The following is a 13,031-nucleotide window of genomic DNA, read 5'->3' on the forward strand; positions in this document are numbered from 1 at the left end:
CTCTGCGCGGCGCCGCCCCGGACCTCCAGGCCGCCCCGCCCGTCCTGGTCTCAGCCCCGGCGCACCGTGATCGTCGTCCAGGCGCCGACGTGGACGCGGTCGCCGTCCCGGAGCGGGACCGGCACGAACGGCTGGATCGGCTCCTCGCCGCCGTTGATCGTCGTCCCGTTCGTCGAGTCCTGGTCGACGACCGCCCAGACGCCGTCGGGCTGCTGGACGAGGAGCGCGTGCTGATGCGAGACGCCCGGGTCCTCGGGCGGGCGCCCGAGGTCGATGTGGGGGGCCTCACCGGTGCTGTGGCGGCGCCGGCCGATGGTGATCTGGCCGCCGTTGAGCGGCAGTTGCTGCTCGGGGGAGTAGGCCGGGAGGTTCAGGCCGGCGGCCTCCGGACCGCTGCGGTTCATCATCGCCATGAAGTACTCACGGTCCGGGGCGACGACGGCTATCCAGTTGCCGGGCGCCGACGACGGAGCCCCGCCCTGGCCGAACTGGGCGCCGCCGGGCGGCGTCGAGTGCTGCGGGGCGCCGGGGTGCTGCTGCTGCGGCGGCTGGTGGCCCGGCCCCTGCTGCTGGGGCGGGGCGTACCCCTCGTTCCCGTACGGCTGGGCAGGGGGCGCGGGGGCCTGAGGGTAGCCGTAGCCGTACTGCGGCGCGGCCGGGGGCGCGCCCTGGCCATGACCCGGGGCACCCTGCTGCGGTGCGCCGTGCGGGGGCGTGCCCCCCTGCTGCGGCGGCGGAAGCGTCCAGTCGTTGTCGCCGCCGAACCCCGGACCGGAGGAGTGACCGGGGCCGCCCTGCCCCGGGTGCGGGACATGCGGCACTCCGGGCCCCGGCTGCTGCGGTGGCGCGTAACCGCCCTGCGGCGGACCGTACGGCGAAGGCGTGTGCGTCTGGAAGTTGAACCGGCACTCCTCGCAGAACGGAGCCTGCGCCTCACGCGGCGTGCGGCACTGCGGGCACAGCTCCTGCTGCTGCGCCGGATAGCCGTAGCCCCCCGCGCCGCCGGGCGGCGGTGGGCCGCCCGGCCCCGGACTCCCGTAGCCGCCCGGTGGCACGGGCACGCCGTGGCCGCCCGGCGCGGGCTGTGGCGGAGGTGGCGAGACGGCACCGGAGGGCATGGGTGTCCCCGACATCCGGTGGCCACACACCTCGCACCAGTCGTCGGCCGCCGAGTGGTGGCCGTTGGGACAGGTCGGCATGTCGGATCCCCCTCTTGTGGCTTTCTCGGTGTTTCTGCCGAGAAGTGCTACGTGAGTGCTGGTTATGTGCTACTTCTTGACGCGAACTGTCTTGGTGGAGCGCGTTTCGAGTGTCATCTCGTCCGCCTCCGCGACCTTCGCCTTCAGTCGCACAGTACCTGCCGCCACATCGAGGACGTCCACCACCTTCGCAAGCAGTTTCGCCGTGTCCTCGTTCCCCGATGCGGTCGCCAGCTGTACAGCACGCCCCAGCTTCGCGGTCGCTTGTTCGGCATCGCCGGACTTGCGGGCATTCATGCCCTGTTGGATGACCTGGGCCAGTTCGGCTTGGCCCGTATAGTGCGCCACCTGCGGATTCATCGCGGTGGAGACGGCCAGGTCAGCCGTCCACACCGCGCGTACCAGCCCCTGCGCCAGCGGGCTCGGCGGACTGCCGACTCCCTCGGGCGGCGGCTGGACCAGGGAAATCCTGGCAGCGAGCATCTCCTGGCCGACCTCCGCCGCCGGAACCCTCACACACAGGTGGTAGTCGCGGGACTCATCGCCCCAGGACCCGGTGGGATAGTCGCCCGTGCGCGGACCGGCTTCGACGCGGCGGGCGGTCAGATCCTCGACCGTCGGTGCGACCTGTTTCACATACGCCACCTCGGCTCCCTTGGGAGTCCACAGCCGGAGGCTGACGTCGGCGATCTCCTTGCCCATCGCCGCCTCCATCATCCGCGTGAAGTCCGCGGAGAGTCCGGCGGGATCGGCGACGATATCGGCCGTTCCGAGCAGGGCGGAGGCGATTCCGGTGACCTCCTCGACCTCCCAGTCGGTGCCCACGCCGCGGGCGTCGCAGGTGAAGCGGCCCGCGCAGGCGTCGAGCACCGTCCGCAGCCGCTGCGGCTCCTCGTGCTCGTTCCGGCCGTCGGTGAGCAGAATGCCGTGCCGGATCGTGGCATCGGCGGAGCCGAGCAGCAGGTCGGCCAGCAGCAGCCAGGTGCCGATCGCGGTGCCGCCGCCCGGACTCAGGCTCCGCAGCGCCTCCTTGGCCTGGGCACGGCTGAGCGGATCGGCGATGGCCAGCCGCCCGTTGCCCGGGAAGACCTCGACCGCCTTATGGGTGCCCGCCACCACGGAGAAGGCGACACCGTCGCGCACCGTGTCGATGGCGGCGGCGGTCGCCTCCCGCGCGTGGCGCATCTTCGTCGGCGGATAGTCCATCGAGCCGGAGCAGTCCACCATGATCACCACGGCCGCGCGGGCGGAGGCACCGCCCGGGACGCCCCCGCCGTCGTACGCGCGTGGGATGCCGTCGTACGTCTCGGGGACGCCGTCGTACGCCTCGAGTGCGGCGGCGGGAGCGGGGATTGGCGGGCCTCCTGCGGCCCCGCCACCGGACGAGGTGACGGTGATGATCGCGTTCACCTCGCGGCCTCCCTCGGGGAGGTACTCATTCTGATAGACCTCGACCGAGAACCGCGGCGCGTCGGGCGTCGAGAAATGGGCCATATCATCCGCTCCTTGGCGACCGTCAGGCGGATCCTGCCCGGCCCGGGGCTGCGGGGAACGGCACGACCGCCACTGTTACGTTGTCGTGGCCCCCGCCGTCGAGGGCATGGCCGACCAGGATCTGGGCGCTGTTCAGCGGCCGGGAGCGGGCGTCCGGCGGCACCGCGCGGGCCATCTGCTCCGCCGATTCGGCGTAGTTCCACAGCCCGTCGGTGCACACCACCACGACGCCCGGCCGGTCCGGTTTGTAGGAGGCGGTGTGCGGCTCCAGCTCATAGGCGTCCGCCCCGAGCCAGCCGGTGATGGCGTGGGCGCGCTCGTCCGCGTACGCCTCCGCCTCCGACATCAGCCCCGCGGCCACCATCTGGGCCGCCCAGGAGTCGTCCTCGGTGAGCCGGGCGGGCGGGGCCGTACGGTCGTCGGGGACCCAGTAGGCGCGGCTGTCGCCGACCCAACCGATGGTGAGGATGTCGCTGGTGACGACGGCACTGACGATGGTGCAGGCCGGTGCGTTCTGATGGCGCTGGCCCTCGTGGTGCGCAGCGGCCGCGCCGGTGTCCAGGGCCAGGGAGTTGACCGCCTCGGCGGCGGCGACGATCGCCTCGTTCATGGCCTGCTGGGGGTGGGCGCCGCGCGGCAGCGAGGCCCGCAGCGCCTCACCGGCCGCATGGGCCGCGGCGGCCGAGGCATCGTCGGGGCGGGTGGCCGAGGAGACGCCGTCGCACACCACGGCGACCATGACCGGTGAGCCGTCGGGCAGCTCGGAGGCGGACACCGTGAACGCGTCCTCATTGCGGTGATGGCGCAGCCCTCGGTCGGTGGCCGCGGCGATGCCCTCCAACTCGCTTTCCATATGGTCGCGTTCGCGTGCCTGGGCGTGCCCGCAGCGCTCGCAGTATCCGTCCTGGTCGATGGTGCCCTCCTGGCACGCGGCGCACCGGGCGCGGTGCTCGCCGCCGGACAGCCGGGGGTCCACCCCGGTGCCGGTGCCCGCCACGCTGCCCGTGCTGGTCGCCGCGCTGGTGTGCGTACTCGCGTTGGCCCCCGCGTCGATCTCCGCGGGGGTGCCGGTCTCGGTGGGTGGCACCGCCTCGGGCGCGCCGAGCGTCCCGGCGGCCCGTGGATCGGCCGGCTGCCCGTACCCGCCGGGGTCCGGGGCAGCCAGCTCGTAGTCGTCCGGCTCCGGCTCCGGATGGGGGGACCACGCCGCGCCGTTCAACTGCGGCGGCACCGGCCGGTCGCCGGGCGTCTGCGCCGCCGGCGCGGCAGCCGCCGTCAGATCGGCACCGCACTGATCGCAGTATCTGTCCCCCGCCTGCGGCGGCTCATCACAGGTCGGGCAGGCTGACAGCTGGGCTGGCTGCGGCATCTGCGACATCGATCACACCCACGTCCTGGGGCGGAAACGGTTGGCCCGCTCCACCAGTTCGATCCTCTCCTCGCCTCGCTGCGCGAGTCTGGCGAGTACCCGGTACGAGCGCTCCAATCCGAAGCGCAGCCCGCGCTCGTCCAGGCTGCTGCCGAGCAGAGGCGGCCGGTTGTGTCCCGGGGGCGCCCCGCTGCTGCCGGACAGTACCCAATCCAGGGCACTGCCCAGGACCTCCGTACGCAGCCGCTCGCGCCGCACCGCGTCCAGCCCGAACTCGCCCAGCCGCTCGACCTGGGCGGCCGAGGCCGCCAGATCGCCCAGCAGGGCGTCGTGCGGGACGCGCTGGCGCAGCCGGGCCCGTACGGCGGCGACCCGCGCCGCCGTGTAGTGGATCGAGGACTCCGGGACCGACTCCAGGGCCCGCACCGCGCCCGCCCGGTCCCCGGAGCACAGCAGGACCCGGGCGAGGCCGAAGGCGGCGCTCACAAAGCTCGGGTCGGTGGCCCACACCAGGCGGTAGTACTCCGCCGCGTTGTCCAACTGGCCCAGGACCTCGGCGCAGACGCCGAGCGCCAGCTTCGGGGCGGGCTCACCGGGGAACGCGTCGTAGACGGCGTCGAAGGAGAGCGCGGCCGTCTCGCGGTCGCCGGTGGCCAGCGCGTGCAGCCCCCGGTACCAGACGATCCGCCAGTCGTCGCTGTAGGCGGCCTCCAGGCCGGTGAGCGCGACGCCCGCGTCATGCTCCTGGCTCAGCTCCAGCTGGGCGCGCACCCGGCGCAGCCGCAGCTCGACCGAGTCGACGGGCGCGGTCCGCAGCGCGGCGCTCACCTCGGCGGGGTCGGCGGCCAGCAGGCCGGCCAGGAATCCGGCGTTGGGGTCGTCGGGGTCCACCAGCGGCACCGGGAGCGCCAGCGCGGTGGCTCCCCCTTCCAGGGTGGCGATGGCGGGCAGCGGCAGGGCCAGGGGGCCCGGCGGCCGCTGCGCGGGGACGGGCGCGGTGGCGCGCCGGCCGATGGGCCGGGCGCCCAGCAGGGACGGATCCTGGCCGTCGTCGGCGAACAACTCGGTGTCCACGACGCGTGGTTCGGGCCCGAAGAGGGTGGACAGGGCCGGCCGGGGCCGCCCGGTCTGCAGCGCCACGACCTCCCGCAGCACCCCGGTCAGCTGGTCGGCCATCTCCCGCGCGGAGGCGAAGCGGCGTCCCGGGTCCGGGTCGGTGGCCCGCACCAGCAGCCGGTAGAAGGATTCATAGCGCCGGAAGACCTCGATGTGCTCGGGATCCGGCAGGCTGTCCACGAAGACGTTCGTATAGCCCTGGAAGTCGAAGGTGAGCACGGCCAGGGTGCGCGCCACCGTGTAGAGATCGGAGGCGACCGACGGGCCGGTCTCGGCGATCTCGGGGGCCTGGTAGCCGACCGTTCCGTAGATGGGGCTGTCGTGGTCGTCCATCCGCCGGACCGCGCCCATGTCGATCAGCTTGAGCTGGTCCTGCTGCTGAATGGCGTTGTCGACCTTGAAGTCGCAGTAGAGCAGATTGCGGCTGTGCAGATGGCCGAGCGCCTCCAGGGCCTCGATGCCGTAGGCGCACGCCTGCTCGACGGGCAGCGGATTGCGCCGGCCATCGGTGGTGCGGAGGGCGTTGGCGATGTCCTTCAGGGACTTGCCGCCCACGTACTCCATGACGATGTAGCCGTCGAGGCTGCCGGTGCGCTGGTCGAGATGCTCGACGAAGTTGTAGATCCGGACGATGTTGGAGTGCTCGATCTCGGCGAGGAAGCGGCGCTCGGAGACGGCGGCCGCCAGGGCCTCTTCGTCGCCCGTGTCCAGCAGGCCCTTGAGGACCACCCAGCGGTCCGACACCGCGCGGTCGATGGCCAGATAGATCCAGCCGAGCCCGCCGTGCGCCAGACAGCCCGCGACCTCGTACTGGCCGTGGACGATGTCACCGGGGTTCAGCTTCGGTACGAACGAGTACGGATGGCCGCATTTGGTGCAGAACCCCTCCGTGCGGCCCGGCCGTTCGCCGCGGGCGCGGCCCACCGGGGCACCGCAGTCCCCGCGGCTGCAGAACCGCTTCCGCTCGGGGACCTCGGCGTCCGCGAGCACCGCCGTCCGCGGATCGGGGCGCGGCACATCCGGGATGCTGACCAGGCCGGCGCCCAGTGCGTTCCGCCCCGAGGAGGCCGATGTGAAGGAGCGGGAGCTGCGCACCGAGACCGAACGCGACGAGGACCGCCCGGACATGGAGCGGGACAGCCGCCCGGACACCGAGCGCCGGGACGAGGCGGAGCGTGCCGAACGCGACCGGCTCGAGGCGCTGGACGAGGAGTCCCGGCCGGAGGACGGGGAGGAGCCTCGGCCGGACGACAGGGAGGAGCCCCTGACCGACGACGAGGATCCGCCGCCCGACGACGAGGAGCCCCCGACCGGCCCGCCCTGCCCGGTGATCCCGGTGGGCGGTGAGGCCACCAACCCCTGCGGTGAGACGACCGGGGCCATACCGCAGACATCGCAGTACAGCTCACCTCCGCCCACGTCCTCGTAGGACCCGCCGCAGTCACGCCGCTGGCAGGCGGCGACCGCCGCAGTCATTTCGTGCCTCCCTCGATACCTTCGTCGGCCGGGCCCGTCTGGCGTGGCACCAGGGCCTCGGCCGCCGCCTGCTGATAGCGCAGCACGGCCTGCTCGGCCGCCCGCAGATCACACGGGGCGCTCCACAGCATCCGGCGGGCCACGTCATACCGCTCCACCAGCATCGAATCCTCCGCCATGCCGTGGCGGGCGACCTTCGCCTTGTACGCGTCGAGACGGCCGCGCAGCTCGGCGCGGACCGCCAGCGGCGCGGTGACCGCGGTCAACGACTCGCGGGCCCGCAGCAATTCGTCGTCGGCGCGCTGCTCCAGGCTCTCCAGCAGCGGCGAGAGCCGGTGCCACTGGGAGCGCCTGCGGTAGTCGGCGGCGGCGACCAGCTGCTCGTGCAGCGCGGTCGGCGGGCCGCTGACGGCCGGAACCTCCGACGCCGCGATCTTCGCGAGCACCTCACCGCGCGCCTGGCGCGCCTCGGCCAGGGTGCGATCGGCGCGGGAGAGCACATCCCGCAGCCGCATCAGCCGCCGCTCGGCGTCCTGCCGCACATCCAGGACCGCCTCGATCTCCCGTCGCACATCCTCCAGGGCGCGGGCGGAGCGGTCATAGCGCTGGGTGTCGGGGCTGCCGCCGCCGGGCGCGGAGCTGCCGCCGGCGGGTTTCCAGAAGGCCAGCGGGTCGGAGACCACTTCGGCGCGCAGCGCGGTCAGCTCGGCGGTGATCTGCTCCAGGTCGTCCCCCGAGGGATGCTCACCGGGGCGCACTCCGACCGAGTGGGCGAGCGAACGGGTGCGGTGCAGCTCGGCGGAGAGCATGTCGATCCGGGCGGGCAGCGCGGACCATACGGCGTCGGCGCTGACGATGACGCCAAGAGCCTCCGCGTACCAGCGGTTCATCCGGTCGACCAGCCGGTCCAGGCTCAACTCCTCGCTGAGCAGGGGAGAGCCGCCGAGGGTGGCGCTGCTGGGCAGGGTGATCGCGGTGCCGCACAGCAGCTCGGTGAGCTCGGTCAGCTCTTCCTGCGTCGGCCAGCGGTGACGGGAGCGCAGCTCACGGGCGCGGGTGAGGGCCTCGGAGTACGCGTCGAAGTAGCTCCACAGGAGGGAGATGGCCTGCTCGGTGGTGGACCACCGGTCCTTGGTGACGCCCGTGAGCTCGGCGCCCTCGAGAAGCCTTCTGCCCGCGTGGTCCTGGAGGGCGAGCAGCGAGGACTCGATCGCCTCGTGTTCGGCGGCGAGCTTCGCCAGCGCGCGGTCCACCTCCTCACGGCCCATGACCGGGCCGTCGGGTGCCCCCGCGAAGCTGGGGAAGGGTCCCGGGACCCCCATCGATCACCTCTCCATGTCCGTAACCGTTGTGTGATCCGTCTGCAGCGTCATCCCTACGCGTGTGAGGCGGGTGCTAATCCTTGCCGGTCCGTGATCCTTGCTTGTACCCGATGTGTCCGGGTCCGGCGCTAGTCCCTGTATTCGGGGGCGGGTGGTGCCGGATTCTCCTGTGCCGTGCTGAAGTCCTTGGCGAGCCACTTCTGGTAGGCCTGCATCCAGGGGCTGCCGGCACCGCCCTGGCGGTAGTTCTCCAGAACCTTGTTGACCCGGCGTACCAGGTCGTCGTCGTCCTTGTTCATCGCCACGCCGTAGAGCTCATCGGTGAATCGCGAGCCGACCAGCTTGACGGAGGGGTCCTGGGCCGCCTGGCCGGCCGCCAGCGCATTGTCGGTGATCACCGCGTCCACCTGGCCGAGTTGCAGCCTGACCAGGCAATCCAGCTGGTTGGGAACGGGCTTGACCTTGATCGCGCCCAGATGCTCGGCCCCGGTGTCCGGCTTGTCCAGCTCGGCCTCGGCGGTCGAACCCTGCGCGGTGCAGACCTTCTTGCCGCGCAGGGTCGTGTTGTAGCCGGTGATGGACGAGTCGTCGGCGACCAGCACCTGCTGCCCGGCCTGGAAGTACGCGGTGGAGAACGCGACGTCCTTGATCCGGTCGCAGTTGATGGTCATGGTGCGCACCACGACGTCCACCTTGCCCTGTTGCAGGGCCTTGATGCGCTGACTGGTGGGGATGGTGCGGAAGATGACCGCGTCCGGATCGCCGAATATGTCCTCGGCTATGGCGCGCACCAGGTCGATGTCGAAGCCGGTGAGGTCGCCGGTGGCCGGATCGCGGTATCCCCAGCGGTAGCTGTTCTGGTCGACGCCGGCGATCAGCTTGTTCAGCTTATGGCCGTTGACCTCACGGTTCTTGATCCGCTTGATGGCCGGGCCGCTGGCGCTGGACGGGCGCAGGCTCGCCTCGGGATTGCGGCAGCTGTCCGCCGCGGCCTCGGCCTCGGCGCCGGCCCGCATCGTCTGCGGGCGCTGCGCACCGCCCTTGCTGCCGCCGTCGCCGCCGTCGTCCATCATCGCCGGCACCGCGATGGCCGTGGCCACGCCCAGGGCGCATACCGTCACCGCGGCGGCCGATCGCAGCGATCGCATGCTTCCGCCCCCCATCGTCCTCATCGGTACTCCGACAGTCTGCGGCCTATGCCCAGCACCGCGCCCCCGGCTCCCAGCACGGCCAGCACCCCGGCGCCCAGAGCCATGGCGGTGAACGCGCCGCGTCCGTCGTCGGCGGCCTGCTGGAACTCCCGCTGCTCGTGGTCGAGGGCCTCGGCCAGCTTGCTGTCCACCGCGTCGAAGGACTCGCCGGTGCTGTCCTTGGCGCCGATCACCTTGGTCAGCGCCGTCTTGTAGTCGCCCCCGTCATCGGCGGTGCGGGCGGCCTTGTGCCGCACCTGCCACTCCTTGACCCGGTCGGCGGCCTTCTCCAGCGGCTCACGGCCCGCGTCGTCGTCCGCGAGGGCGCGCGCCTTGTCCAGCAGGCTGCCCTCCGAGGGACGGCCACCGGATGACTCTCCGACGAGCGCGGACATCCGCGAGCCGTAGCTGACCTCGTAGGCGTCCTTGCCCTTGTTGGCGCCGTCCTCGTCGACGACGACCGCGCCGCGCGCCACCAGGGTCAGATTCTCGTCGGCACGGGCCCGCAGGGAGTCGATCCGCGCCTCGTTGAGCACCTGGAGAGACTTCGCCCCGTGATCGTTGGAGTCGCTGAGCTCGGTGCTGGCGACCGCATGGCCGACCACCAGCCACAGCATCACCACCGTGGAGGCGGCCGTGGCGGCGAGCATGCCGTGGTTGAGCACCCGGTTCGTCCGCTGGTAGTGGCGGCGCTGGGCCCACCCCAGCGCGCCCAGGGCGACCAGGCCGGTGCCGATCGCCACCCACGGCCATGCCTCGGCGTCCTCGTAGTCCTCCCCGAGACGGGCGGTCTCCGCCTGGTAGAGCCTGCCCGCGGCGGGCAGCAGCCGGCTGCGCATGGTGTCGTTGGCGTAGCGCAGATAGGCGCCGCCCAGCGGCAGCCCCTGGCGGTTGTTGGCGCGCGCGGAGTCGACCAGACCGGTGTAGACCGGCAGCAGCTGGTTGATCTTCCGTATCTCCTCGCGGGCGGAGACCGAGCCTCCGGTATTGGCGGCGGCGCTCACCAGCAGCTTGGAGGCGGTGTCGATGTCCTGCACATAGCGCTTGCGGACCTGGGCGGGCTCCTGGCCGCCTGCCAGGAAGCCCCTGGTCGCCGTGGTGTCCGCGTCGGCCAGGGAGCGGTAGATCTGCGCCGCGTCGGCGCTCAGCGGCTGGCTGCGCTCGGCCACGGCGTCCGCCGCGGTCTGCCGGTCGGAGACCTGCCAGGCCGTGACCGCGCCGAACGCGACCACCAGCGTGGCCAGCACCGCCCCGATGACGCGCAGCCGGCCGGGCTCGGTCGTCGCCGCCGCCCGTGCCCGGTCGAGCCCTTCACGCCACGCGGTCCGCGGCGGGGCCGCGGGCGCGGGTGGCGGCGCGGCTCTGCCGGTGGTCGGCGGGTATGACACAAGACCTCCCCCTTGGCCCGGATTCCGTAGTTGGTGTCGCGGTCGGTGTCGCAGCAGTATGGACCGCGGCGCCAGGAGAGGTCACCGGTCGAGCCTGGATCTTGTTCGGATCGCGATCTTCCCTCCCCTTTTCATTACGCTTCGGACGGACTTTCGGTTCCACTTTCCGCGTCATCAGCTGGGGCGTAGTGCGCGCGCAACCGGGCGTACGCCGCTTCGGGCGCGCCGGTGCGGTCCAGGCCCAGCAGCGCGGCGCCCAGCACCGGCGGTGCGGTGACCACCCGCGGCTCGGCCTTCGGGGCGCGCTCCGCCAGCAGTTCGCGGATCCGGTCGTCCAGCAGCGGGTGGCGGGCCGCGAGCACCCCGCCACCCAGCACGACCGGCGTCTCCTCGCCCAGCAGATCGAGGCGGCCGAGGGCGACCGTGGCCATGGTCACCACCTCCTCCGCCTGGCGGTCGACGATCGCGCGGGCGATCTCGTCGCCGGCGTCGGCCACCGTGAAGAGCACCGGCGTCAGCTCATGCCGCCGGGCCGCGTCCAGCCGGCCCAGATGCAGCGCCTCGATCAGCTCGTACATGGTGGTCAGGCCGAACTGCGCGGGCAGGGCGCGGGCCAGCTCGGTCGGCTCGCCGCGGCCGTCCTCCGCGCGCGCCGCCCACCACAGCGCCTCCTCCGACAGATAGCCCCCGCCGCCCCAGTCGCCGGAGATCCGGCCGATGGCGGGGAAGCGGGCGACCCGGCCGCCGTGACCGATCCCGGCGCAGTTGATGCCCGCGCCGCAGACCACGGAGACGCCGGTCGGCTCGCCGTCGTCGGCGACCCCGGCCCGCAGCAGGGCGAAGGTGTCGTTGGCGACCGTGACGGTGGCGCCCCAGCCGCGATCGGCCAGTACGCCCGTCAGCTCCTCCTCCTCGCTGGGCAGATCGGCGTTGGCCAGGCATGCCGAGATATGCCCCGCGCGCAGTGGACCGGATCCGCCCGCCTGCCGCGCCGCCTCCTCCACCAGGGGCGCGAGCGATCCGACCGCGGCCTCGGCGCCCACGACGGGCGGCCGGAAGCCGCCGCCGCGGGCCGTGCCGAGGACGGAGCCGTCCGGGCCGACGAGCGCGACATCGGTCTTGCTGTTGCCCGCGTCGATCGCCAGGACCGACCGCTCCGGGGCGGAAGCGGAGGAAGCGGCGGAAGGAGACGAAGGGGACGGAGAGGGGGTCGATACGGACTGGGTCAGGCCCACGCCAGATGCTCCCGGTTGTGCGCGATGAGGTCGTCGGTCAGCTTCTCGGCGTATTCGATCTGGCCGATGAGGGGGTGGGAGAGCAGCGCCTGGAAGACCCGCTCCCGGCCGCCCTTCAACGCCGCCTCCAGCGCCAGGTGTTCGTACGCCGTGACATTGGCGACCAGGCCGGCGAACAGGGGCTCGAGGGGGCGCACGGGCAGTGGCTTCGCGCCCTGTGCGTTGACGGCCGCCGGGACCTCGATCACCGCGTCGTCGGGCAGGAAGGGCAGGGTGCCGTTGTTGAGCGTATTGACGATCCGCACCTCACCGGTGTCGCCCAGCAGGGACGAGGTGAGATCGACCGCCGCCTCCGAGTAGAACGCCCCGCCGCGCTTGCTGAGCAGCTCGGGCTTCTCGTCCAGCGCCGGATCGCCGTACATCCCCAGCAGCTCCCGCTCGATCGCCGCGACCTCCGCCGCCCGGGACGGCTTGCTGCGCAGCTCCCTCACCACCGCGTCGTGCTGGTAGAAGTAGCGCAGATAGTAGGAGGGGACGACGCCGAGCCGGTTTACCAGCGCGCGCGGCATCCGCAGATCCTCGGCGATCGCCTCGCCGTGCTCCGCGAGCAGCTTGGGCAGCACATCCTCGCCGTCGGTGCCGCCGATGCGCACCGCACGCTCCCAGGTGAGGTGGTTCAGGCCCACATGCTCCAGCGTCACCTCGCCGGGGGTGACACCCAGCAGCTTCGCGAACTTCCGCTGGAAGCCGATGGCGACATTGCACAGGCCGACCGCCCGGTGCCCGGACGTGAGCAGCGCCCGGGTCACGATCCCGACCGGGTTGGTGAAGTCCACGATCCAGGCGTCGGGGTTGCGGCGACGCACCCGCTCGGCGATGTCCAGCACCACGGGGACGGTGCGCAGCGCCTTGGCAAGCCCGCCCGCGCCGGTGGTCTCCTGTCCGACACAGCCGCACTCCAGCGGCCAGGTCTCGTCCTGATTCCGCGCGGCCTGGCCGCCGACCCGCAGCTGCAGCAGGACCGCGTCCGCGCCGTCCACGCCCGCGTCCAGGTCGTCGGTCCACGAGATGGTGCCCGGGTGGCCCTGCTTGGCGAAGATCCTGCGCGCCAGCCCGCCGACCAGCTCCAGCCGGTCGGCGGCCGGGTCGACCAGGACGAGCTCCTCCAGCGGGAGCGCGTCCCGCAACCGGGCGAACCCGTCGATGAGTTCGGGGGTGTAGGTGGATCCGCCCCCCACGACT

Annotated in this window: 9 protein-coding genes; all 9 read right to left on the reverse strand. The window is 72.5% G+C overall.

Features of this window, described 5'->3' with window-relative positions; translation table 11 throughout:
* Positions 1-50 precede the first annotated feature (50 nt).
* Positions 51-1,199, reverse strand: coding sequence for an FHA domain-containing protein (locus ACFYOY_RS16590; protein ID WP_351882352.1), 1,149 nt, complete (start codon positions 1,197-1,199; stop codon positions 51-53).
* A 69-nt stretch (positions 1,200-1,268) separates the two neighbouring features.
* Entirely contained in the window at positions 1,269-2,693 is a 1,425-nt protein-coding gene (locus ACFYOY_RS16595; RefSeq protein WP_351882354.1) for a VWA domain-containing protein, read from the reverse strand.
* 22 nt (positions 2,694-2,715) lie between these two features.
* Positions 2,716-4,071 carry a PP2C family serine/threonine-protein phosphatase gene (locus ACFYOY_RS16600; protein WP_351882356.1) on the reverse strand — a complete coding sequence of 452 codons (1,356 nt, stop codon included), beginning with the start codon at positions 4,069-4,071 and terminating at the stop codon, positions 2,716-2,718.
* A 3-nt stretch (positions 4,072-4,074) separates the two neighbouring features.
* Positions 4,075-6,654, reverse strand: coding sequence for a tetratricopeptide repeat protein (locus ACFYOY_RS16605; protein WP_351882358.1), 2,580 nt, complete (start codon positions 6,652-6,654; stop codon positions 4,075-4,077).
* The gene (locus ACFYOY_RS16610; protein ID WP_351882360.1) at positions 6,651-7,976 is read right to left on the reverse strand and encodes a hypothetical protein; all 1,326 of its coding nucleotides are present in this window, start codon (positions 7,974-7,976) and stop codon (positions 6,651-6,653) included. The genes ACFYOY_RS16605 and ACFYOY_RS16610 overlap by 4 nt, the downstream gene beginning before the upstream one ends.
* A gap of 128 nt (positions 7,977-8,104) precedes the next feature.
* Entirely contained in the window at positions 8,105-9,124 is a 1,020-nt protein-coding gene (locus ACFYOY_RS16615; protein ID WP_388587693.1) for a glutamate ABC transporter substrate-binding protein, read from the reverse strand.
* A 20-nt stretch (positions 9,125-9,144) separates the two neighbouring features.
* A complete protein-coding gene (locus tag ACFYOY_RS16620; protein ID WP_351882364.1) occupies positions 9,145-10,554 on the reverse strand; it encodes a hypothetical protein in 1,410 nt (469 codons plus the stop codon).
* A gap of 134 nt (positions 10,555-10,688) precedes the next feature.
* Positions 10,689-11,699, reverse strand: a complete 1,011-nt coding sequence (locus ACFYOY_RS16625; protein WP_351883064.1) for a BadF/BadG/BcrA/BcrD ATPase family protein — start codon at positions 11,697-11,699, stop codon at positions 10,689-10,691.
* Between the two features lie 80 nt (positions 11,700-11,779).
* The gene (locus tag ACFYOY_RS16630; RefSeq protein WP_388587971.1) at positions 11,780-13,027 is read right to left on the reverse strand and encodes a 6-phospho-beta-glucosidase; all 1,248 of its coding nucleotides are present in this window, start codon (positions 13,025-13,027) and stop codon (positions 11,780-11,782) included.
* Positions 13,028-13,031: the final 4 nt, after the last annotated feature.

Origin of the sequence: Streptomyces sp. NPDC007875, from assembly GCF_042868035.1 — a bacterium.
Classification (GTDB): domain Bacteria; phylum Actinomycetota; class Actinomycetes; order Streptomycetales; family Streptomycetaceae; genus Streptomyces; species Streptomyces antimycoticus.

Bases quoted from the DNA above. Each gene is read 5' to 3' on its own strand.
- ACFYOY_RS16590 (WP_351882352.1), bottom strand. From the start codon at position 1,199: ATGCCGACCTGTCCCAACGGCCACCACTCGGCGGCCGACGACTGGTGC.
- ACFYOY_RS16595 (WP_351882354.1), bottom strand. From the start codon at position 2,693: ATGGCCCATTTCTCGACGCCCGACGCGCCGCGGTTCTCGGTCGAGGTC.
- ACFYOY_RS16600 (WP_351882356.1), bottom strand. From the start codon at position 4,071: ATGTCGCAGATGCCGCAGCCAGCCCAGCTGTCAGCCTGCCCGACCTGT.
- ACFYOY_RS16605 (WP_351882358.1), bottom strand. From the start codon at position 6,654: ATGACTGCGGCGGTCGCCGCCTGCCAGCGGCGTGACTGCGGCGGGTCC.
- ACFYOY_RS16610 (WP_351882360.1), bottom strand. From the start codon at position 7,976: ATGGGGGTCCCGGGACCCTTCCCCAGCTTCGCGGGGGCACCCGACGGC.
- ACFYOY_RS16615 (WP_388587693.1), bottom strand. From the start codon at position 9,124: ATGCGATCGCTGCGATCGGCCGCCGCGGTGACGGTATGCGCCCTGGGC.